This is a genomic window from Parasphingorhabdus sp. (assembly GCF_039982415.1).
Lineage (GTDB): Bacteria > Pseudomonadota > Alphaproteobacteria > Sphingomonadales > Sphingomonadaceae > Parasphingorhabdus.
This window is the reverse complement of sequence record NZ_JBDWYL010000006.1, coordinates 141,045-163,886: the sequence shown is the minus strand read 5'-3', so window position 1 is coordinate 163,886 and position 22,842 is coordinate 141,045. Positions and strand designations below refer to the sequence as shown.

At 51.2% G+C, this 22,842-nt stretch carries 14 protein-coding genes; 7 read left to right on the top strand and 7 right to left on the bottom strand.

Features of this window, described 5'->3' with window-relative positions:
• Positions 1–15 precede the first annotated feature (15 nt).
• Both ABJU74_RS06485 and ABJU74_RS06480 read right to left on the bottom strand, forming a co-directional pair.
• Positions 16–855, bottom strand: coding sequence for an isocitrate lyase/phosphoenolpyruvate mutase family protein (locus ABJU74_RS06485; protein ID WP_348383860.1), 840 nt, complete (start codon positions 853–855; stop codon positions 16–18).
• Between the two features lie 7 nt (positions 856–862).
• A complete protein-coding gene (locus ABJU74_RS06480) occupies positions 863–1,825 on the bottom strand; it encodes a phytanoyl-CoA dioxygenase family protein (protein ID WP_348383861.1) in 963 nt (320 codons plus the stop codon).
• Positions 1,826–2,018: 193 nt separating this feature from the next.
• On the opposite strand from ABJU74_RS06480, the gene ABJU74_RS06475 reads away from it, so the two are divergent.
• The 3 genes from ABJU74_RS06475 to ABJU74_RS06465 are packed head-to-tail and all read left to right on the top strand — an operon-like array spanning position 2,019 to position 4,921.
• Complete coding sequence (locus ABJU74_RS06475; protein ID WP_348383862.1) at positions 2,019–3,224, top strand: NAD(P)/FAD-dependent oxidoreductase; 1,206 nt, start codon at positions 2,019–2,021, stop codon at positions 3,222–3,224.
• Positions 3,224–3,991, top strand: coding sequence for an arylmalonate decarboxylase (locus ABJU74_RS06470; RefSeq protein ID WP_348383863.1), 768 nt, complete (start codon positions 3,224–3,226; stop codon positions 3,989–3,991). The genes ABJU74_RS06475 and ABJU74_RS06470 overlap by 1 nt, the downstream gene beginning before the upstream one ends.
• A gap of 9 nt (positions 3,992–4,000) precedes the next feature.
• Positions 4,001–4,921 carry a polysaccharide deacetylase gene (locus ABJU74_RS06465; RefSeq protein ID WP_348383864.1) on the top strand — a complete coding sequence of 307 codons (921 nt, stop codon included), beginning with the start codon at positions 4,001–4,003 and terminating at the stop codon, positions 4,919–4,921.
• 2 nt (positions 4,922–4,923) lie between these two features.
• Here the strand turns inward: ABJU74_RS06465 and ABJU74_RS06460 are convergent, their stop codons facing one another.
• On the bottom strand, positions 4,924–6,438 hold the full coding sequence (locus ABJU74_RS06460) for an aldehyde dehydrogenase family protein (RefSeq protein WP_348383865.1): 1,515 nt from the start codon (positions 6,436–6,438) through the stop codon (positions 4,924–4,926).
• A 364-nt stretch (positions 6,439–6,802) separates the two neighbouring features.
• Between ABJU74_RS06460 and ABJU74_RS06455 the strand changes: the two genes are divergently transcribed.
• On the top strand, positions 6,803–9,238 hold the full coding sequence (locus ABJU74_RS06455) for a TonB-dependent receptor (protein WP_348383866.1): 2,436 nt from the start codon (positions 6,803–6,805) through the stop codon (positions 9,236–9,238).
• Positions 9,239–9,333: 95 nt separating this feature from the next.
• On the opposite strand, the gene ABJU74_RS06450 is transcribed toward ABJU74_RS06455, so the two are convergent.
• From ABJU74_RS06450 to ABJU74_RS06440, 3 genes are read right to left on the bottom strand one after another with little or no spacing between them, the layout of a single operon-like run.
• Positions 9,334–10,728 carry an efflux transporter outer membrane subunit gene (locus ABJU74_RS06450; protein WP_348383867.1) on the bottom strand — a complete coding sequence of 465 codons (1,395 nt, stop codon included), beginning with the start codon at positions 10,726–10,728 and terminating at the stop codon, positions 9,334–9,336.
• A 5-nt stretch (positions 10,729–10,733) separates the two neighbouring features.
• Positions 10,734–11,888 carry an efflux RND transporter periplasmic adaptor subunit gene (locus tag ABJU74_RS06445; protein WP_348383868.1) on the bottom strand — a complete coding sequence of 385 codons (1,155 nt, stop codon included), beginning with the start codon at positions 11,886–11,888 and terminating at the stop codon, positions 10,734–10,736.
• Entirely contained in the window at positions 11,885–15,016 is a 3,132-nt protein-coding gene (locus tag ABJU74_RS06440) for an efflux RND transporter permease subunit (RefSeq protein ID WP_348383869.1), read from the bottom strand. The genes ABJU74_RS06445 and ABJU74_RS06440 overlap by 4 nt, the downstream gene beginning before the upstream one ends.
• A 654-nt stretch (positions 15,017–15,670) precedes the next feature.
• On the opposite strand from ABJU74_RS06440, the gene ABJU74_RS06435 reads away from it, so the two are divergent.
• The 3 genes from ABJU74_RS06435 (at position 15,671) to ABJU74_RS06425 (ending at position 21,989) form a co-directional block, all read left to right on the top strand.
• The gene (locus ABJU74_RS06435) at positions 15,671–18,298 is read left to right on the top strand and encodes a TonB-dependent receptor (RefSeq protein ID WP_348383870.1); all 2,628 of its coding nucleotides are present in this window, start codon (positions 15,671–15,673) and stop codon (positions 18,296–18,298) included.
• Between the two features lie 86 nt (positions 18,299–18,384).
• On the top strand, positions 18,385–20,382 hold the full coding sequence (locus ABJU74_RS06430) for a sulfotransferase (RefSeq protein WP_348383871.1): 1,998 nt from the start codon (positions 18,385–18,387) through the stop codon (positions 20,380–20,382).
• Positions 20,379–21,989, top strand: coding sequence for a BCCT family transporter (locus ABJU74_RS06425; protein ID WP_348383872.1), 1,611 nt, complete (start codon positions 20,379–20,381; stop codon positions 21,987–21,989). The genes ABJU74_RS06430 and ABJU74_RS06425 overlap by 4 nt, the downstream gene beginning before the upstream one ends.
• Positions 21,990–22,084: 95 nt before the next feature.
• On the opposite strand, the gene ABJU74_RS06420 is transcribed toward ABJU74_RS06425, so the two are convergent.
• Positions 22,085–22,837: a hypothetical protein gene (locus ABJU74_RS06420; protein WP_348383873.1), complete on the bottom strand. Its 753-nt coding sequence runs from the start codon at positions 22,835–22,837 to the stop codon at positions 22,085–22,087.
• Positions 22,838–22,842 lie beyond the last annotated feature (5 nt).

The window sequence follows — 22,842 nt, the reverse complement described above, 5'->3', positions numbered from 1 at the left end:
AAGATGGAACTCCCGTTAGTCGGTCCTGAATGAGTTAAGATAGTCGGCGCTGTTGATGCGATCGGTGGAAGGGTTATTATTTGCTACCTTGGATTGCACGGCGAGCGCGGCAAGAGCCGAATCAATGCCGACGCCGACGGCGCTTGGAATGATGCCGGGAAACAGGGCGACGCTATATCCCATTTGCTGCAAGGTCGCAGCATCTTGTACTTCTTCACCGGTACGGAGCAAATTGTGGAGCAATGGTTTTTGTAATCCGATCCGGTCGACCAGCATTGTCATTTCGGTTTTGCGGGTCAAATTTTCCACGAAAATCATATCGGCTCCGGCAGCGGCATAAGCCGCGGCGCGATCCAGTGCGGCCTCCACGCCTTCTTGCGCAGCCGCATCGCAGCGCGCGCTAAGCATCAGACCGGCATTGTTGCGAACATCGAGCGCCGCCTTGATTTTGTCGACCATTTCCTCGGTTGAGACGAGCGGTCGACTCAACATGGCGCGCGAGGGTTTGGCGGATTGCTGATCTTCCATCTGGATGCCAGCGGCGCCAGCGCGTTCCAGCATTTGCATGGTCCGAGCAGCCATTGCGGCATTGCCAAACCCTTGGTCGGCATCGACAAATATTGGGATGTCAACGCGATCAGCTACTCTTCCGGTTATCTCCGCCATTTCGGGAAGGGTGAGCAAACCGATATCGGGTCGTCCCAAATGCATCATCGCCACCGCAGAGCCCGATAGGAACACCGCTTCAAAACCAAGAGACTGCGCGCGCCAGGCGGAAAAGGCATCATAGACGCCTGGCGCCACCAAAATTTCAGGAGCAGCAATGCGGTCTGATAATTGTTTATAGACTGACATGAGATTGTCAGTTTACCGGGGCGCTGTCTTTTTGTGACAGTTCGCCTGCATCTTCTTTCACTTTCATTTTCTGGAAGGTGTCATATTCATTGACGCCGCCCATATCGCGTTTGGGCCAACGGGTTGCAAATCCACGAGGATATTGGCTGTCATCGTCGCTCCGCCCGTCTTGAGACCAGAGCAATGGAAAGTGACTTCCTTCTGGTTTTTCGCCCTCGAGCATTTCATCAAAGCTCACTCCGGCAATGTTCAGACAATCTGGTCGCGGGGCCCAGCGAATATCATCACCAAATACACGCTCCGAGACGGCCACGCGCCAGTCATCGGTTGGATTGCCGGCTGAATAGTGAAGAACCCAGGGATGGACGACTAACATATCGCCGGGCTCCATATCCCATTTTAAAAAGCGCAATCCCTCTTCATCACGACGACTTTCAATATCGGGATGAGCTACGCGATCATCGGGTTTAATCATTTTCCGCGCATTGGGACTGAACAGCCAATAGGGCACGTCATCATGTTGGGTGCCAGCCAAGACTTCTAAACAATTTTCTTTGACTATGGGAGTGAGCGGAATCCACAAAGAAGGTACCATTTTGCCTTCCACAGGAAAAGCCATCCGGTCGCAATGCCATAACGTCGCTGCGTCAGATTGCGGCGGCTTAGCGAAAAACTCGTCAAAAAAGAATCGAATCTCTTTAGATTGCATGACCTGGCCGGCGGCTTCTGCCAGCGGTGACTCAAATATGAACTTGCGATATTCCGGCATGCACCGCGCCATATATCGTCCCGGAATCGTAGGCAGCAATCCGACGTCTTTCTTGTCGATAATGACATCCCGTGCAAGCGGTTCCAGCATCTCGATCCAGTCGCGGTCGAAGACTTTGCGCAGACAAACGGCGCCGTCGCGCTGGTAGTCATCAATATCTTGCTGCGTGATGTCGCGTAGCGGACGAGAATTGAAAGCCATGAGTCAGTTCCTTCGATAAGTGACAGCGGTCTTACCGCGCTTGCCTATTATATGGGAAGTGGCATTCCGGTTATCCGCCGAACGGATAATATCCGATTAGCTTCACCGCTGTGCGGAGACTGCTCGAGACGGCCATGCAGTCCTTTCTCAACTATGCCTATAGCTGCGGCTTCAGAAAACGGGAGCAGCTTGGATGCGGCATCTGAAAACACAGGTTGTAATTGCGGGCGCTGGACCAGTGGGAAGCGTAGCGGCCTATTATCTTGCGATGAATGGTATTGACGTTATCCTACTGGAGTCCGGGGTAGATTGTGCGCTCGATTTAAGAGCATCCACATTTCACCCACCGACTTTGGAAATGCTGGATCAGTTTGGCATTACCGAAAAACTGATCGCGCGGGGATTGAAAGCGCCCATTTATCATTTTCGGGAACGGAAAACTGGAGAAGTCATTGACTTTGACATGACAGAAATCGCGGATGAGACGCGTTTCCCTTATCGGATCCAATGCGAACAATATCATTTGTCCCGTATGCTTTCCGAAGCGGTTCTTGCGCAACCGGGCGCTGATGTGAAATTTTCTCACCGTCTGGTTGGTTTTAATCAGGACCAGGATGGGGTTGATATTTATGCAGAAAGCCCAACCGACATTCTTCAGATCCGTGCCGATTTCCTTATTGGAGCGGATGGTTCGAACAGCATAGTCCGCAAATGGCTGGATGTGGATTTTGATGGTTTCACTTATCCAGAGAAGTTTCTTTGCTACACGACCGAAGAAAGGCTGGAGGACAAGCTCCCCAATCTTTGTCATGTAAATTATGTTTCGGATCCGAATGAATGGATGGTCCTACTCAAAGTGCCCTCGCTATGGCGCGTTCTCGTTCCTGCAAAAGAAGAGCAACCCGATGCAGAGTTACTAGCAGACCACAAAAAAAATGATGTTTTCGATCGGTTGCTGGGCGATGGGGCTGGCGTTGCGACAGAGCACCGTACGATTTACAGGGTCCACCAAAGAGTGGCGAAAAAATTTGTACATGACCGCGTTTCCATTATCGGTGATGCTGCTCATCTGAACAATCCGATTGGTGGTTTTGGAATGAATAGCGGCATTCACGATGCTTTTAATCTTTGTGACAAACTCGTCCGCATATATAATGATGCAGCGGATGCGGATAGTATGTTGGGATTGTTCGAACGGCAGCGCCATAAGACCACCCACGATTTTATCCAGGCGCAAACTATTCGGAATATGGAATATTTGTCGGAAGGTGAGGATGGGGTTCATGACAAGCGCAAAGAGGAAATGATGCGCTTGCATGATGATCCTGAAGCCCGGCGTGGCTTTTTGTTGCGTCAGTCCATGATCGAAAGCCTGGAATTGGAAAAAGCGGTCGCCTGATGCCAATTAAACCGCGACCCAATCCCGATGCTCTTGGCCATCGTGCTCTATTCGGTGTTCTGGGTCCTTCAACCAACACTATCGTCCAACCCGATTTTGATGATTTGCGCCCTTACGGAGTGACCAATCATTATAGCCGGATTGTCGTCGAAGATGCGCAAGCAATTTCGGATGAGACATTTATGGCCGGCACGTTGGAAATCTCGCGCAACACGATAGAAGCAGTGAAGGGCGTGCTGACCTGCAATCCGGACTATCTGGTGATGGGTATGTCAGCTGTAACTTTCTATGGTGGCGCTGAAGGGGCTCAGAAATGGAAGGATAATATTGAACGGGAGGCCGGCCTTCAGCTTTGCACGGGATCGCAATCTTTGATCGAAGCCTTTCACGCTTATGGCGGCATAAAAAAAATCGCGGTTTTGTCACCCTATTATCCTTCCGCCAACAAACAGGTATCGGAATTCATGTCCGACCACGGCATCGCGGTTGTCCGGGACTCCTGTTTGCGCTGTCCGAGTTGGACTTCCATCGCTCAAGTTCCCACAGCAATTTTGCGGGAGGAACTTAACAAACTGGATGGTGATGATATCGATGCTTTAGTGCAGGTGGGCACAAATTTATCAATGACCCGGTTTGCCGCTGCGGCCGAACTTTATTTGGGAAAACCGGTAATCGCGATTAACACAGCAACTTACTGGAACGCCTTACGACAAAACGGCATTATGGACCGGATTGCTGGTTTTGGCCGCCTGCTTGAAGATTGTTAAAGGATTATCATGCTCGAATATGACTATGTGCCCATGCCTCAGCGTAACCCTCTGGTCTGGCCAGGAGGAAAAAGGCTGGCGCTTGTTTTCACGTTCAATCTTGAGACCTGGGATCTAACGAAAGATACCGAGCAACCCTATTACGCGGGTGGTCCTCCGATCTTGCCGGATATTCTTCCTGGCAACACACCCGATTATCCCAATTATACATGGCGCGAATATGGCCAGCGCGTAGGGATTTGGCGGTTGATTGATTTGTTCGACCAAATGGGCGTTGCTGCGAGCTGCACAACCAACGCGGTCACTTTTGAACGACGCAGTGGGATGACCGATGCAGTGATTGAACGGGGCTGGGAACTATTGGCTCATAACTATGAGCAAGGCGAACTGCTTACCAATTTTGCGCATGACGAGGCGGCCGAACGGGACGTCATCCTGCGATCAATTGAAACCTATGAAAAACATGTTGGCAAGCGTCCGGTCGGGTGGTTGTCGTCTTCATTGCGCGGAACCCTAAACACGGCAGCGATTTTGGCTGATCAGGGTTTTAAATTTTACTGTGATCTGATGAATGACGATCAACCTTTTATGATCCGAACCCAGCATGGCCCGATTGTGGGTGTTCCTTACTCCAATGTGATCAATGATTTTACCATGGTTACGAGGCAAGCGCTCACGACTGATCAATATCGCGATCAGCTGATTGAGGAATTTGATACGCTATATGCCGAGGGTGCTGAAACGTCGCGGATCATGAATGTTGGTTTGCATCCTCATGTGTCGGGGCGCGCGCACCGTGTTCGCGCGATCCGCGAGTTTATCGCGCATGCCCAAAAGCATGAAGCTGTTTGGTGGGCGCGGCGAGAAGAAATTTCAGATTGGTACGCAGAAAATCATGAATCCCATTATCCCGGGCAATTGGGAGGTTGAGATTAAACGATGGCGCAAACAGTTTTAAGGTCGAGATAATTTTCCAGCGCAGCTTGTCCGCTGTCTCTTCCCCAGCCTGATTGCTTTACCCCGCCAATCGGGAGGGAAGCGTCGTACATGGCATGGCTGTTAATCCACACTGTGCCAGCGCGTAACCGATTGGCAATTCGCGTAGCGTTCGAAAGACCTTCCGTCCAAATGCCTGCAGCCAGTCCATAATCACTGTCATTTGCGGCCGTAACAACTTCGTCAATATCATCAAAAGGCATGGCAACGACAACGGGGCCAAATATTTCTTCGCGCACAACGCGCATATCTGGTTTTACATCGGTTAGAACTGTCGGCGTTACAAAACTGCCATTGGGTCCTGCCGTTTCCCCACCGCATAAAACCGAAGCGCCAGCCTTTTTCCCCTCCGCGATGTAATCGGCGACTTTTGATGCATGCTGCTTTGAGATAAGTGCCCCCATTTGCGTTTCGGGGTTCAAGCCATGACCTTGCTTGATCTGATTTGCTTGCGTGGCGACACCTTCAACGACTTTGTCAAAAACACTGCGATGCGCGTAAAGGCGCGACCCGGCGATGCACACTTGGCCACCATTAAAATATATCGCGTTGGCCGCGCCGGGAATCGCCGCATCCAAATCAGCGTCGGGCATGATAATGACCGGCGATTTACCTCCAAGTTCCAATGTGACGCGCTTCAAATTGCCTTTGGCGGCATCCAATATTGCGCGGCCGGTTGAGGTTGAGCCGGTAAAACTCACTTTATCAACTTGCGGGTGAGAGGCTAAAGCGGCGCCTGCTTCTGATCCATAGCCGGTGATCAGATTTAGCACACCATTTGGCAGGCCGGCTTCGGCGATGAGTTCGACCAATCTAATTGCAGTGAGCGAAGTGTCTTCTGATGGTTTCAATATGATGGTGCAGCCGGCCGCCAACGCGGGGGCCAGTTTCATCGCGGTCAGGACCAAAGGCGAATTCCATGGAACAATAGCCCCTACGACGCCGACCGGTTGTTTCAGGGTATAGGCAAAAACTTCTTTGCCTTCCGGTTGATAGTTGATCGAGGTCGGGATTGTAGACCCTTCGAGTTTTGTCGCCATGCCAGCAAAATATCTGAACTGAGCAATCGCACCGGGAATCTCAGCCCAACGACCGACATAGAGTGCCTTGCCTTGATCTAACGTTTCCAGTTCGGCCAGTTCATCAATATTGGCTTCTAGAATATCTGCGATTTTCCAAAGCATCTGACTGCGTTCCAATGGCGTCATGCGGGGCCAAGGCCCGGTATCAAATGCTTTGCGGGCCGCAGATACTGCTGTATCAATATCCTCGGCCGCGCTGCGTTGAATGTCGCCTAGTCGGCCACCCGTGGCTGGATCGATCGTTTCGAACGTCGCACCCGAAGCGCATGTATCCCATTCCCCATCGACAAAATTCTTGTGCACGTTTTTCGCGAGGAAGGCATTTGCCGCGTCGTTAGCACCGTTGTTGGAAAGATCGATAATGCTCATGATTTGGTTCCCGATTATGGACAGAGACATTGCATAGGGGATAGGCTTTCATTCGCTTAGCGTGCCACAAAAAATGTTCATTGTGCAGATATTTGAGATAAAATTGGTTCGTAAAAATTCTACGATTAGTTTTCGGAAACAAGGCGCTAAGGCTCGGTTTGATGGGATTCTTTGATGATTTTTTTGGACTGAGAGGCAAGAAATTTGTAAAAGTGCGAAATTAGCTTCGTCGATTTTTCTATCCGACTGTCGGGCATTTTGCACTTGCCCAGATGCAGTTTTCAATCTGTCCTTATGATCAGGGTACAAGGTCAGCTCGTAGGAAGCGCCTGCATCGAAAAATGAGGATTCGGGGGACTATATTATGGAAAAATTGCTCAATAAAGTAAGCGGACTTGCGTTGATGACTGCTTTGACCGCAGCGATCCCATCGCAAGCCGTGGCACAACAAGAAAATGCTGCCGCAGCCGCTGATGAAAATGTGATCGTTGTTACCGCTCGTGGTCGGGAAGAAAATATCCAAGAGGTCCCGCTCGCGATCACAGCCTTTGACGAAGAAGCCATCGAGCGACAGGGTATCCAAGAGCTGGACGATGTTGCTCGCTTCACTCCAGGTTTTAGTTTTGAGGATTTTTCCGGTGGCTTTGCGGCACCGGTTATTCGCGGTCAGGCTCAGACTCGCGTCACGGCGCTGGAATCAAATGTGTCTACATTTTTTGACGGCGTCTATATTCCCCGTTCTTGGGCGGTGGATATTGGGACTGCCAATTTGCAGCGGATCGAAGTGGTAAAAGGCCCGCAAAGCGCTCGTTATGGCCGGAATGCGTTTGCTGGTGCGATTAATTACCTGCCGCGCAAAGCTTCGATTGATGGAGAGGTTTCGGGTGAGATCGAAGCGACCGTTGGTATTGACGAGCGGCGTGATTTCGGCGCTTTCTTGAATTTCTCAGTCAATGATTATTTTGCTTTGGCGGGGTCCTATAACTATTCTAAATATGACGGTTCTTGGGACAATGCCCATCCATTTGCCAATCTGGATATCGACGGACCCAGCACAAGAGGCAAAGTGGGGGGATGGGACAACACAGCTCTGTCCGTATCGGCTGCGGTGCGACCATTTGATGGCGTAACGTTAGAGGCGTCCTATAATTATTTCGATACCAACAGCGAAGCGCGCGCATCCCGGTTCATTGCAGATAGTGCAGGAGGGCTGCTGGATCCGGCGACGATTACGCCGACCAATAACGGTTTGGTGCCGGTTACCAATTGTGGAGCGACGCGTTTCTTTTCTTTCAGTCCATTAATTTGTGGAGAATTACCGGGACCGGCAGATAGTGTGGTTACGGATCCACGGAGTTTTGCATCACAGGCTCAAACCGGTATTTTCCGGCTTGCTCTTGATGCGGAGCTAACGGATGATCTCGATCTAAGTTACACATTCGCCAATGTTAATGGTGATGTGAACATCGGGACGAGCGGAGAACCAGATCCTATTAACTGTGGTACATTGGTTGGACCAGCGGGTGGTTTTGCACCTTTGTGTAACTTCCAGCAAACCCCTGTCGGTAATATTGACTATGACACCCATGAAGCGCGATTGACCTATGACAATGGTACAATTCGGGTTGCAATTGGTGGGTTTTATTCCGATGGCGAGGACAATAATCGCTTCAGCAGTATCAATATAGCGCCCATTACAAATGGCGCCAATTTTGTGCCATTTAACGGGACACCGGTACCGAACTTCAGCTTTAATCCGGGCCCGTTTAATATTTTGCTGACCGATGAGACCATTGAAACAGAAGTTATCTCGGTCTTTGGTGAAGCCCAATGGACATCTGGTGATGGCAGATTGCGCCTGGGCATTGAAGGCCGGTATTCGGAAACCGAAATTACCGCGACCAACAACCGTGTCGGCATTTCGGCCACCAATCCTTTAAGCGAGACATTCAAGGAATTTACACCCCGCTTTACAGCCGAGTATGATTTGAATGATGAAGTTCTGTTTTTTGCTTCTGCCGCCAGAGGGGTCAAGGCTGGGGGCTTCAACCCTGGTGCCGGTGTTCCGGATGAGCGGGTTTTTGGACCGGAAAGCAATTGGACATACGAATTGGGTGCGAAGAGCAGTTTGTTTGATGGCATTCTTACCTTGAATGGTTCGATCTTTTACACGGATTGGACCGATATTCAGGTCAATGCAGCAGATGAAGATCCTGCAAATCCCGCCAATCCTAACGTGCCCTCAATCACTTTGAACCTGGGTAATGCAAAAGTATTTGGTGTAGAACTGGCTGCGCGGCTGCAAGCGACAGATAATTTGAGTTTTGATGCCACTTTCTCGCACAGTGATGCTGAATATAGCACCGGTACGGTGGATAGTCGGTTCAGTCGCGGAACACCTGGAGTGTCTGCGCCTTGTGATAATATTGTCTGTAACACCAATGGCGATATTAGCGGCAATGAAGTGGAACGCACTCCGCCCACGCAAGCCTCTTTTGCCGCGCAATGGGATGGACCATTGGGTGATGATGGCAGTTATTTTCTACGGACCGACGTAAGTTGGCAAAGTGACTTTTTCGCCGACAGCGCTAATCTCGGGATCATTCCAAGCCGTTTCTTGGTAAATGGCAGTGTTGGCGTGAACATTGAAAATATTGATGTCAAACTTTGGGTGCGCAATGCGTTTGACAAGCGCTATCTATCCAATGCTTTTGTCGTTCTCCTGCCATTTGGTAACACTTATGGTGAGTTTTTCGGTGAACGGCGGTCCTTTGGAATTACAACGGGTGTTAAGTTCTAAATTCACATCATTGCATTCGTCACAAAAAGGGGTGCTTCTTCCCTTAGAAGCGCCCCTTTTTCTATTGTCCTAGCTAATGGCTAACCGGATCCAGATTACAATCCACGAATATTGGGTAACGGTTCATCGCCCAATGCAAGATGAAGATTGATTCGGTTCTCTATTTGGGCGCGGCGGGTTTCAATTGCCCGTGTTTCCGACGCGATCGCTGTCGTTTGCGCTTCGATAAGATCAAATATTGTCGAGCGACCATTTATGTATCGGCTTCGCGTTAAATTGACGGCGGCTCGTGCTTCTTCAGCGGCTGTAGCAGCGGACGCCACTTGCCGGGCGACAATGGCTTCGGCGTCAAGCCGATCTTCCACTTCCTGGAAGGCTGTCAACGTCGCTTGGGCATAATCAAATAAAGTGGACTTGGCGAGAGCGCCCTGGCGATCTGCCTCTGCGAGCAGCGCCCCGCCTCGGAACAAGGGTTGCAGCAACCCGGCCGACAGTGCGTTAATATAAGTTGATGGATCAAAAAGATCACCAAAATTTCCGCTCCGGGTTGTGGCTTCAAAGCTGAGGCTCAATTGCGGAAACATCGCATGCCGGGCATCTTTAGCCCGTAAACCAGCGGCATCCACACGGGCTTCTGCGGCGATGAGGTCAGGCCGTCCGGCCAGGACAGAAACCGGCGCGGTCACATTGGGAAGTGGTTGCGCCATGTTGAGTTCGCGGGCTCCCGCGGCCTCGCCAGAAGGGTAGCGTCCAATCAGAATTTCCAGTGCCCGCGCTGCGTTTTTGGCCGTGCGCAGCGCGGTTTCTAGACGGTCTTCGCTGTTGGACACAGCCACTTGCGCCAATCGGACATCAAGGCGAGAGGCAAGTCCAGCGCGAAAGCGTGCATCGGTAATGCGTAGCGTGTCTTTGCGGCGTTCGAGATCACTGGTGGCAAGATCCATTGAAATCCGTGCTGCACTGCGATCAAACCAGGCTTGAGCTACAGCAGCGGCTAGCGCCTGCCGTGCGGCCGCAAATTCTGCTGCAGCGGCGCGCCTATCGGCATTTCCAGCCCGCGCCAAAGCAAGGTTGCGTCCCCAAATATCAACTTCCCAACTGGCTTCCAACGTGCCATCAAAAATCGTTTCAGTATTTTCAGTATCTGTAGCGCGACCCGACAAATCAACCGAGGGAAACAGATCAGCGCGCGCCACGCGCATGGCCGCTCGCGATGCTTGTAATTGGGCCAATACCGATTGCAGATTGCGATTATTGGCAAAGGCCTCACGCACCGCGCTGTCCAATTCTTCGTCTTTAAAGCTGTCGATCCAGCCCATGCTTTCCCTTGCGGGTTGGGCATTACTGGCTGTGATCGGTTCTAAGTCAGGCCGCGCAGACCAGCCATCGGGGGCGATGGGTATGATTGAACGGTCCAATTCGGGAGCTCCGCGCACAGCGCAACCCGACAACAGCGCCAACATGATGAAGGGAGTTACACGCGCATGCATAGCGATCATCCTGCTGATTGCTGAGATTTGTTATCAGACTTTTTATTGTCTTCCCAAGTCACGTTTTGACCGTCTCGCAGCCGTTCACCGCCCCGAACAACAATCATGTCACCGACTGCGATTTGACCGGAAATCGCAACCCTGTCGCCAGCCGGCTCGCCTACCTCTACGTCTACTCGCTTAGCTGTCTTGTCCTTGGGATGGATAACATAGACGAAGATACCGCTATCGCGCAGCACCAGCGCATCTCGCGGCGCGGTCTTAACATCGCGTTCTACGCCGGTGGGCACAGTGATTGATATTGCGCTACCCATCTTCAGATTATGACTTCCCATCGGTGCGCGGACTTCTACCGTCCGGCTCACTTCATCGCCGGTTTCTATAACGGTTCGTACGCGCGAAGACCGTCGTTCTCCGTCTGCCAAAATGGTGACTTCTTGTCCGTTCGATAGAGATCCTGCCACGGCAATCGGTACACGGACGCGGGCTTCTGACCCTTGTCTTCCGACAATTCGGCCGATTTCTCTTCCCGGCGTTGCATATTCGCCCACTTCAATTCGGCGTTCCACCAATTGACCGGCAAACGGCGCTCTGATCCGCGTGCGTCCAAGATCGACTTCAGCCGTTTCCATGGCGACTTTAGCGGCGGCCAAACGCGCACGGGTTTGATCACGCGCTGAGATCGCTTCGTCCAATGAGGCTTCGGATTCCGCTTCTTCTTTCAGCAATTGCTGCAATCGGCCAACCAACCGATCTTGATAGGTTAGATCCGATTGTAGGCGCGCTACTTCCGCTCGCGCTTGATCTCGCGCCAATCGCGCTGTGCGATCATCGATGACCGCGATGACTGTGCCGCGGCGCACTCGCGCCCCGATGTTCAGGGTTGATTTAATCCGTCCAGCGACTTCTGCCGCAACAATGGAATCGCGATTGGCTACAATATCGCCTGGCGCGGTGAAATTTGGTGTGAGTGCCAGTTTTTCGATTTTGGCCAATGTCACAATTGCGGGAGGCGGACCATCTTGCCCGGAGCTGGCTTGGCCTTCTGCGGCATCGGAAGTGAAAAACAGAAAATAGGCCAAGACGATGATCAGCAGACCGCCACCAACCAAGAACCAGCGCAAATTTTCACGAAATACAGGGGGTAGGGCAAAGCTCATTCTGCAGGCTCCGGCATAGGTCCACTGCCAAAATCGGGTTGAGGCGCGGGAGGTTTAGGGGATGGTTCGTGATAGTCTGGCGGCATTGGTTTATTTTTTTTGGCCGTGCCCAATTGAATAAGGGCGGGCAATAAGACTAAGGTGAAAATTGTTGAAACCAGAACGCCCCCGACAATAATCACAGCCAGTCCCCGGTAGATAGCGCTGCCCGGACCAGGAACCAGCGCCAAAGGCAGCATGCCCATTACAGAGGTGCCGGTGGTCATCAAAATTGGACGAAGACGAAGGCGCAATGCTGTGCGAGCGGCTTCGGTCCGGTCCATACCTTCGCGTTCACTGTCCCGCGCTTGTGACATGAGCAAGATGGCATTGTTCACCACGATGCCGAGTAAAATCACAAATCCAATCATTCCCAATAGATCGAGCGGAGTAGGATTGAACATATTGAGTATCTGGATCGCTATGACGCCGCCGACTGTCGCGAGAGGAAGAGCGATGATCACCAATGCGGCGTCTCTGGCAGAACGAAAGACCGATGCCATGATCACAAACAGCAATGCCGCAGCCAAGATGAAATTGGTGCTCAGTGACTTAATCGCCTTGATCAAGGCATCAGCATCACCGCCATAGCGCAAAGTGCCAGTCGACTGCAGTGCGTCTCTGATCGCTGGCTCTGCATCCGTTTGAATTTTTTCCAACGCCTCGCCCAGGGCCATGCCGGGAGGAGCACTAATGTTCAATGTCACGGTTTTGCGGCCATCCACGTGGCTGATTTGTGTTGGGCCTACCCCGCGGAGCAAGGTAGCGACTTCGCCCAACGGGATTGTCCCGGCATTTGGAGTCACCAGCGGGGCACTTTCAATCGCCTCCGGATCAGCGGCTTCGGAACCGCGCATGATTACCCGCATCCGCTCGCCATCAGAAACATATTCGCCTAAATAGAGGCCATCTCCCAACGCCCGAACAGCGCGGCCAATCTGGTCACGGGTCATCCCCAATTCGGCTATGCGGCGATCATTGGGGGTTAGACGCAATTCTGGAACAACGACATTGGGATCCGGATTGGGGCGGACCATACCACCCGGCAAGGCGGCTTGAATAGCGTCGGTAGCCACCAAGGCGGCTTCGCGTAGATCTTCATCATTTTCAGACTGTAGATAAAGCTCAATTGACCCGTTACCGCCGAAATTCCCAAATAAACTGCCTTGTTGGGCAAAGGCCTGTACATCCGGAAAACCGGCTAGAATTTCACTGTTCACAAGGCCCGTCATTTCATCGATGCGGGACTGATCTTTAATCCGAATGCCGGTGTTCAAGCCCCATGGATTGACGAACAGATAATAGTTTAACAGCTCTGGCTGTTTTTCTCCCTTCAAATAGGGGTCAAGGCGTTCGACCACTTCTTCCGCAATTTCGGTTCGCGCTGATTCCAGCGTTGCTCCGGAAGGTAGCCCGACCCATGCATCAACTGCGTCTCGTTTAACGTCGGGCAGATAATCCGTCTGTGGCCACAGGAAATAGGAGATCACTAGAGGTGCCAATATCAGCGAAGGGATCCAAATATTTCGCTTCTTTTTGCTGTCGATTAAAGAAAAAATTCGATCAGCATAGCCATGCCAACGGCGTTCATTGTCATCCATGTCTACCTCCCCATAATGGCGAGCGGCAGCGGGTAACAAGGTGACCGCAACGATCAGACTGGCGACAACAGAAATGGCAATTGTCAAAGCCAGATCAGCAAATAGCTGGCCTTCGACATCTTCTATAAACATGATCGGAATGAATATCGCCACGGTGGTGGCCGTGGATGCGAATAATGCGGGCCATACTTGCGAAACTGCCTCGAAAGCGGCTTCTCCTGGTGTCCGGCCGTGGTTCCGTAAGCGCACGAAATTTTCCATCACCACAATAGCAGCATCAAGAACCATTCCGGTAGCAAAGGCCAGACCAGCAAGCGAAATCACATTGATGGTGCGCCCAGTCATGCCGATCACAGCCAGTGTTGCCAAAAGACAGACGGGGACGGTAGCGGCAATAATCAATGTAGCGCGCCAGCGCCGGACAAACAGCCAGAGCAATCCGACGGCAAGCAATGTACCGAGCAACAAATTACCGCTCAGAAAGGAAAGAGCACGTTTTATAAAAACAGATGGATCGAAGCTTTTCTCAATCCGCGCACCCATGCTGTTCAGTTCGTTCTCGTTAAATGTCTCTATCGTTGAGAGCACACCGTTAATCGCATCCAGCGTATTGCTGCCCGGTTGACGAACCACACGCAACCCGATTGCGGGATTTCCGTTTTGATAGGTTACGCCAAAAGCTTTGTCAGGACCGACATTAATATCCGCCACATCGCGCATGCGGATGACCGTCGATCCGCGCTGAGCCACAGTCAGATCACCAATTTGTTCAGCTGAAAAATTGCCTTCAAAGCGCAGTGCATAGCCGCGCCGTCCGACATCTACTGTTCCGCCACCCACATCTTGGAACCGGCCTACGGCAGCGGACAGTTGTTCGATCGTAAGGTTGAGCTGCGCTAAGCGCCAGGGATCAAAACGTATGCGCAAAATCCGTTCGCCCGTTGGTGCTTCCACGCTGACGCCTTGGACGCCCCCGACCGATTCCAATTCAGGCGCGATTGTATCGCGTGCAAATGTTGCCAGCGCTTCGGCATCAAGGTTGCTATCCGGCAAAGCCTGTAGGAACAGATATATAAGGGATTCACCTTGATCACCGTTGGCGCCGCCAACCGAAGGACGATCGGCATCCAATGGCCAGTTCCGTACTCGTTGGACGCGGCTCGAAACTTGCGCAAATGCCTTATCCATATTGGTGCCCAGGGCAAATTCCAGGTTGAGCCAGACATTTCCATTATTTGACCAGGACTGCACGCTGGTTAGACCAGGTAAGCCACGCAATTCATCTTCAATCGGAATCGTGATTTCAGATTCGATTTCCTTGGGACTGGCGGCCCGCCAGTTGGCTTGCACGCTCAGGCTCGGGCGTTCGATATTGGGGAATAATTGTATCGGCGTATTAATCGCGGAAACGATGCCAATTAAAGCGACAAGCGCTAGTGCAGCGGCAATGGCGGCTGGATATTTAAGGGCTATGTTGGTCAGATTCATAGTGCGGACCTTGTCTTAAGCACGGTCGCGGTGATTGCCTGTTGCATGCGGACGCCCTCCCGTCTCAAATATGCGTTTAAGAATATGAGAGGCTTGGTTATCGTAACAAACGAAACTTGATCAGGCGATTTCGATCAAAACGATGATCATTTCGATGAACGGCATCGGCCATAGTTGCGGATAGAACCTATATTCCTGACTCTCTAACAACGAGATTTTCGGAGGTGGCCATAAGATTGATTGTAGCCGCAATCCTAGCAATTGGAGTGCAAGTCGTTATTTGATAATAACTTGACTCTCCAGCCAATACTGCCGCGAAAATGGCGAGATCACTATGTGGCCGGCCTATATTTTGAGATCTTATTGAAGCCATCCACGCGGACCAAAAACGTCCGGAATTCCGATTGAAACCCTGTTCTCAATTGTAAATCATTGTTCCCAAAAACGAAATTCTGTGTCCTTTAAGGTACATTTTGTGGAAATAATTTATCCCTGCGGTTCACAAATGTGAAATAATAGATATAGAACGCCCACTGATTGAAGGCCAATTTCGCAGGGGACAAGTAATTTGGCTTTGCAATGGGTTCGATAGGATGATTCCGGTCGGACGTGTTTTTCCCTATAGTAGTAACGAAAAACCACACGAGGGTTAACTTGAATTATTTAAAAACGGGCGCATCGCTTGCGGTTATCGCAGCTATGGGCTGTGCATCGGCACAAGCTCAAGAAACAGGACAGAGTGAAGAAAAAAAGGGCGTACAGGAAATTGTCGTTACCGCGACAAAGCGAAGCGCGGATCTGCAAGATGTCGCAGTCGCCGTTCAAGCGTTGGGCGAAGAAACGCTGGACCAACTGGGCGTTGCGGTTTTTGATGACTATCTGCAACAGCTGCCAGGGGTTACCGCTGGCGGAGGTGGACCGGGTCAAAGCACAATTTATATTCGCGGTCTGGCGTCAACCACACCCAATTTGACCACCGCTGGCGTGGCTGGTCTTGCACCCAATGTGGCTCTCTATCTTGATGAACAGCCGGTTTCGCAGCCAGGCCGAAATTTGGACGTTTACGCGGCTGACCTTGAACGGGTGGAAGTGCTTTCCGGACCTCAAGGAACCTTGTTTGGCGCGAGCTCGCAGGCGGGTACGGTTCGTTTGATCACCAATAAACCCGTGATTGGGCAATTTCAGGCTAAAGCGAAAGCCGGTTTGTCGTTCACCAAAAATGGTGACCCCAGTAACAATATTGAAGCGATGGTGAATATTCCCGTCACGGACAGGTTCGCTATTCGCGCGGTTGGTTATTATGACAATAAGGGCGGTTATATCGACAATGTTGCCGGTACGCTGAGCACAGCTGAAAGCGCCCGTTTCCGCCCTTCAGGAACGGTGCGCGACAACGGCGTTGTGGTCAATGCCAATCGCGGTGGCCTTCAAGCGGGCGCAGATCTGACCGCAGTGAATTTCATTCTCGCGGACAATGCGGCCTTGGTGGAGAATAACTTCAACGACACGCAATATCTGGGCTTCCGGGTCAGTGGTAAATATGAGTTTTCCAATGATTGGAATTTGACCATTGCTCATGCGCGCCAGGGTTTGGATTCAGACGGCGTTTTCTTTGAAGACCCAACGCTGGGTGATCTCGAAATTCAGCGGTTTGAACGCGATGAAATTGAAGATGACTTCAGCAATACCAGTTGGACATTGGAAGGCCGGATCGGCGCTTTGGAACTGGTTTACACCGGCGCTTACACCAAACGGGAAACCAATCAGCGAGTAGACTATTCCGACTATTTGTTCGTCGGCCAATATCTGCCTTATTATATTTGTGATGGGTCGGTTTCCTATCCGGGCGGAGCACCAACGGGAACCTGTCAGGCGCCCAATCTGTTTGTCAATTCGCGAACAGAAACGGAAGTGATGACCCATGAATTGCGGTTCAACACTCCACAGGATTATCCAATCCGATTGACCGCAGGTGGTTTTTATAGCGATTTGGAATTGCTCGAACTGAATGATTTTACCTATCCTGGTAGCACCGCAATTGATCTTTTCGGTGGTTCATTCCCAGCGAATTTCTCGCAACCCAATGGCTTTAGTTCAGATAATAGTGCCTATCCGGCCGGTGTGATCTTCCGCAATGATGTGCGCCGCACTGACAAACAATTTGGCATATTTGGGGAAGCGACCTTGGATGTCACGGACCAATTGTCCTTTACCTTTGGTGCGCGCTATTATGATGTTGAGGTCGATTTGGAAGGGAGTGCGAACTCATCCTTCTGTAACTCAAGCGGCGTCGACGAAAATGCCTTTGGAACAAATATCAGTGATCTTTATGATGGCGATGGCAGTTTCACCTTCATAGGCAGCTGTAATGACGCCTTGCGCCAGACCTTTACTTTGGGTCAATCTGTCGCCGACATTCAAGCCGCTGGCCTGAGTGCGGCGCAAGCGCAGCAAGTCTTCAATGCACTCAATGCACCTGACACAGCCTCCACGGACGGTTTTATCTTCAAAGCCAACATCACTTGGAAACCAACGGATGACTTGCTCTTCTATGCAACTTATTCCGAAGGCTTCCGTCCGGGACTGCTTAATCGCCCCGGCGGTGCGCAAGGCCCCAACGGGTTTAACGTCCCGTTTGTGTTGGATACGGATGATGTGACCAACTATGAAATTGGCTGGAAAACATCACTGTTCGACAATCAGGTTCGATTTAACGGGAATGCCTTTTTTGTCGATATCCAAAATCTGCAAACCACTATTTTGGATCCGTCGATCACAAATTTGTTTTTCTCGGACAACGCAGCCAATGCTGAGATTAAAGGTATAGAGGCGGATATAACCATTGCTCCTTATGCTCTCGATGGTCTGACGATTAGCAGTGCATTTTCGATATTGGACACTGAGATTACCGATGTTCTCACGCCAACCAACGATGTGATTGCCGGGCGCAGTTTGGCCTATGCGCCGAGCTTCCAAGGTAATTTGCGTGCGCGCTATGAGTGGAATGCCTTCGGTGATTGGACCGCTCATGTGCAGCCTCAAATCACGCATTCGGCTTCTTCCGCGACCGATATTATTGAGATTAACCGGATAACATTGGACAGCTGGACGACATTTGGTCTCACAGCCGGCGTTACCAATGACACTTGGTCGTTCGAAATATTTGGAGAAAATCTCTCGGATGAGCGTGCTGAAATTAGTGGGAACTTCGTCAATGATCGGGCCCGGGTCACGGTCAATCGCCCGCTTACGGTTGGCGCCCGGCTTTCCTTTACCTATTGAGGATAATGTTAAAAGAGGAGGCTGGCTGAACGGTCAGCCTCTTTCTTGCGGACAAAGTCACGAATTGGGGACAAAGCCACGAAATAATGTCTGAACCGGGTCCTGAAATTGCTGAAATGCTCAAGCAAGCGCGCGCGCAAATGTATGCAGGGCGTTTTGATGAGGCGCTGGGACTTGCCCAAAGCCTATTGAAGGATGACGCCGACAATATCGACGGGCTGTATATAAAAGCGGTCTGTGAACGGTATCTCGGCGATATGAAAACGGCATTGGCCAGTGTGGATCGCCTGAAAAGCCTGTCACCTGATTTTGGCAGGGCCTATCAAGAAGAAGGTCATATTTTCAAAGCTCTTGGCGATGAGCAAAGCGCTTTGTCAGCTTATCGTCGAGCCTGCCAGTGCAATCCGGCTTTGCAAGCCAGTTGGAAAGCCCAAGCTGATATATTGGAAGGCTGGGGGCGCCGTGACGCCGCAGCGGAAATGCGCGGACAAGAGCACCGGATTGCCGCGATGCCCAAACCACTAATTGCCGTTTCAAATTTGTTGCATGAAGGAAAATTGGTCAAAGCCGAGAATGCTTGTCGGCATTTTTTGCAAAGCAACCCACACCATGTCGAAGCGATGCGATTGCTGGCTGATATTGGGGTTCGTTTAGGGATATTGGAAGACGCTGATTTTCTCTTGGAAAGTGCGATTGAATTTGAACCCGACAATATTCAAGTTCGGATTGATTATATTCAAACGCTGCGCAAACGACAGAAATTTGCCGAAGCTCTCGAACAAAGCCACCTGTTATATCAGCGCGATCAGGACAACCCGGTTTTCCAATCGCTTTATGCAATCGAGTTAATGCAGACCGGGGATTATGAAAAAGCGCTACAATTATTCGACCTTGTTTTGCAAAAACTTCCCGATGACCCGGTGACGCTAACCTCCAAAGGCCATGCCCTCAAAACCTTTGGTCGCCAAGAAGAAGCGGTGCAATCTTATCAAAAAGCGTTCCAGTCCGATGCCAGCTATGGTGATGCCTATTATGGACTGGCCAATCTCAAGACCTATCGTTTCAGCGACGACGAGCTTCAGTTGATGAACAGTCAGGAAAACGGCAATCAGCTCAGCTACCAGAACCGGATTCATATCTGCTTTGCTTTAGGCAAAGCTTATGAAGACCGGCAGGAATATGACAAATCTTTTGAATATTATGAGCGCGGCAATGAGTTGAAGCGCGTGCAGTCGCGCTATGATGCGGATCAGATGACCGCTGAGCTCGATAATCAGATAACCGCTTGTACGCCGGATCTATTTGCCAAGCATTCCGGCAGGGGATGTGCAGCACCCGATCCGATTTTCATTTTGGGCTTGCCCCGTGCCGGATCTACGTTGCTGGAACAGATATTGGCGTCTCACAGCCAAATTGACGGCACATTGGAATTGCCCAATATTCTGTCCTTGGCGCACCGTTTACGGCGCCAGAAACAAGCGAGCAATCAATCCCTATATCCTGACAATTTGGACGCGCTAGACGCCGATCAGTTGCACGCCATGGGGCAGGAATTTATCGATAGCACCCGCATTCACCGGCAAGACGCGCCTTTTTTCATCGACAAGATGCCCAATAATTTTCGGCATGTCGGACTGATCAAACTGATCTTGCCGCACGCCAAAATCATCGATGCGCGGCGCGAACCTATGGCTTGCTGTTTCTCAGGATTTAAGCAGCTTTTTGCCGAAGGACAGGAGTTTACCTATGGGCTCCACGAAATTGGCCGCTATTATAAGGACTATGTCCGACTGATGGATCACTGGGATGCGGTTCTGCCAGATGCGGTATTAAGAGTGCAGCATGAAGATATACTGGACAACCTGGAGACTGAAGTGCGTCGCATGTTGGACTATCTTGGACTGCCATTTGAACAAGCTTGCATCGAATTTCACAAAACGAAAAGGGCCGTACGCACGGCCAGTTCAGAGCAGGTGCGTCAACCCATTACAAAAGCAAGCGTCGATTTATGGCGCCATTATGAAGCCCATTTGCAACCTTTGAAAGATGCGCTGGGCCAGACAATATTGGAGTCCCAACAGTGAGCCGAACCGACGCAGCGACCGCTAATGTGACGGCCGATATTGGCGCAACCGAATATCAAACCGACTATCAAGCCGGGCAAGACAACGTCAATCCGTTTGGCTTGGAAATGCATAATCCGGTATTTTTTATCAGTGCGGCTTTGACCATAGCCTTTGTCATATTGACGCTGTTATTTCCCGAGTCCGCAAATAGCGGCTTGGAGGCAACCAAAGCTTGGACCTTGCAATATTTTGATTGGTTTTTTGTTATTTCCAGCAATATTGTTTTACTCTTCTGTGTTGCAATTGCGGCATCACCCTTGGGCAAAATCCGGTTGGGCGGGGCGGAGGCCAAGGTCGAATTTGGAACCTTGTCATGGATTGCGATGCTTTTCTCAGCCGGCATTGGCATTGGCATGGTATTCTATGGTTCAGCGGAACCCATGGCTTATTATACCGATTGGGGCGGGACACCTCTAAATGTTGAGCCGCGCACGCCAGAAGCGCAGCGGCTTGCCTTGGGAGCAACCGTATTTCATTGGGGTCTGACGCCGTGGGCCATTTATGCCGTGATCGGTCTCGCCTTGGCCTTTTTTGCCTTTAACAAAGGCTTGCCATTGACGATAAGATCCGCCTTTTATCCGCTCCTGGGAGAGCGTATTTGGGGATGGCCGGGGCATTTTGTCGATATTCTCGCGGTCATTGCGACTTTGTTCGGATTGGCAACCTCCTTGGGATTTGGCGCTCAGCAAGCCGCAACCGGATTGTCCTTTCTCTTTGGAGTGGAAGCCAGTTTGATGGCACAGCTATTGTTGATTGCTGTGATTACCGGCTTAGCCATTGTGTCGGTTGTGCGCGGAATGAATGGCGGCATTAAGTTGCTCAGCAACATCAATATGGTTTTGGCGGCCTGTTTGCTGGCCTTTGTATTTATAGCCGGTCCCAGTTTGGCCATATTAACTGGCTTCGGTACGGCCATGCTAAGCTATGCCGAATATGCCATTCCCTTGAGTGACTGGACCAGCCGGGAAGACAAGGGTTGGTATCATGGTTGGACGATTTTCTATTGGGCCTGGTGGGTGAGTTGGTCTCCCTTTGTTGGCATGTTCATCGCGCGCATATCAAAAGGGCGAACCATCCGCGAATTTCTGTCGGTGGTGCTCATTGTCCCGGTCATTGTTGCGATTATCTGGTTTACCACTTTTGGAGTAACCGCCATCGAACAGGTCAAAGCGGGAATTGGACAGTTGCCGGGAGGTATAACCGAAGCGCCACTGGTCTTGTTTCAGATGTTGGAAAATATGCCATTCCCTTATCTGGCATCATCGCTCGCAATTTTGCTGCTCATTGTGTTTTTCGTGACGTCTTCGGACTCGGGATCGCTGGTTATTGATGCCATTACCGCTGGCGGCAGAACCGATGCACCGGTTGCGCAGCGGATATTTTGGGCGATATTGCAAGGCTTGGTTGCGGCCGCATTGCTGATCGGCGGCGGTGCCGGAGCCTTAGGTGCTATGCAAGCCGGGACTATTGCAAGCGGTTTGCCATTCACCTTGGTGCTGTTGGTCTGTTGTTACAGCTTATTCAAAGGCTTGATGTCGGAATTTGCACAAAACAAAAAACAGTGAGCGGATCGTAGCAGTCATCACAGCGATGAGCAGCGTGATCAGTCAGGAAACGTCCGAGAAGCTTTGGCGTTATTGCCATTTTCTCTTACGGCGGGTCACTTGCCGGGCAGTGCTGATTGGACTTGTAATGCTTGTGCTGAAATCTGGGTGACAGGCGTTGGATCTTCGGGCGGGATAGGGGCTTCCGGCCACAAAGCAATCAAAATGTTGAGCTCTTGTTTGGTCTTTTCTGCAGAATTTGCATCGAGATTGTCGGCCATGGCTAGCGCGACAACGGCGAAGCCAAATGCGTCCTGATATTCGCCGGGATCAGTCACCTTGCCCTCTTTTACACCGACAGTATATTCCGCGATAACCGTATCCATCAAATAGGCAATAATATCGGCCGGATTGCCGCCGGCTTTTTCAGCGACTGCGGCGATATTCGCTTCTGCTTTCTGAAGTTGATCTTCTACTTCTGACGCCGGCCTGCCTTCTTCCAATGCTGCGGAAACACCCTCGAAAAGTGCAGCGTCGAAACCCAGTGCATCAAGCCCCTTGCGTTCCGCTTCATGGGTTTCCGAAACGGGGTGAAGCAAATGCGGCGCTGCCATTTCGGCTTCACCGGCGCGATAGAGGGCGAGCCCGGCTTGGACATGGCCTGACATAAACGCCAAACGTTTTGGCAAGGGCAGCGTTGCCATATCATGGCCCGCTTCTCCGCTCTCACCCTCCTCCATCATGCTGGACTGCGTGACGACGCCACCATCAGCGTCGCTGTCTTGACCGGGGGAGCAGGAAATTAGAGCAGTGCCAATAATTATATGGGTGAGGCCCAGCCGGGTCCATGTCTTGATCGAAAAATTCATATCAG

Excerpts from the sequence above, each read along its gene's own strand:
- ABJU74_RS06480 (WP_348383861.1), bottom strand. The coding sequence starts at position 1,825 with ATGGCTTTCAATTCTCGTCCGCTACGCGACATCACGCAGCAAGATATT.
- ABJU74_RS06455 (WP_348383866.1), top strand. The coding sequence starts at position 6,803 with ATGGAAAAATTGCTCAATAAAGTAAGCGGACTTGCGTTGATGACTGCT.
- ABJU74_RS06460 (WP_348383865.1), bottom strand. The coding sequence starts at position 6,438 with ATGAGCATTATCGATCTTTCCAACAACGGTGCTAACGACGCGGCAAAT.
- ABJU74_RS06440 (WP_348383869.1), bottom strand. The coding sequence starts at position 15,016 with ATGAATCTGACCAACATAGCCCTTAAATATCCAGCCGCCATTGCCGCT.
- ABJU74_RS06445 (WP_348383868.1), bottom strand. The coding sequence starts at position 11,888 with ATGAGCTTTGCCCTACCCCCTGTATTTCGTGAAAATTTGCGCTGGTTC.
- ABJU74_RS06420 (WP_348383873.1), bottom strand. The coding sequence starts at position 22,837 with ATGAATTTTTCGATCAAGACATGGACCCGGCTGGGCCTCACCCATATA.
- ABJU74_RS06485 (WP_348383860.1), bottom strand. The coding sequence starts at position 855 with ATGTCAGTCTATAAACAATTATCAGACCGCATTGCTGCTCCTGAAATT.
- ABJU74_RS06475 (WP_348383862.1), top strand. The coding sequence starts at position 2,019 with ATGCGGCATCTGAAAACACAGGTTGTAATTGCGGGCGCTGGACCAGTG.
- ABJU74_RS06465 (WP_348383864.1), top strand. The coding sequence starts at position 4,001 with ATGCTCGAATATGACTATGTGCCCATGCCTCAGCGTAACCCTCTGGTC.
- ABJU74_RS06450 (WP_348383867.1), bottom strand. The coding sequence starts at position 10,728 with ATGCATGCGCGTGTAACTCCCTTCATCATGTTGGCGCTGTTGTCGGGT.
- ABJU74_RS06430 (WP_348383871.1), top strand. The coding sequence starts at position 18,385 with ATGTCTGAACCGGGTCCTGAAATTGCTGAAATGCTCAAGCAAGCGCGC.
- ABJU74_RS06470 (WP_348383863.1), top strand. The coding sequence starts at position 3,224 with ATGCCAATTAAACCGCGACCCAATCCCGATGCTCTTGGCCATCGTGCT.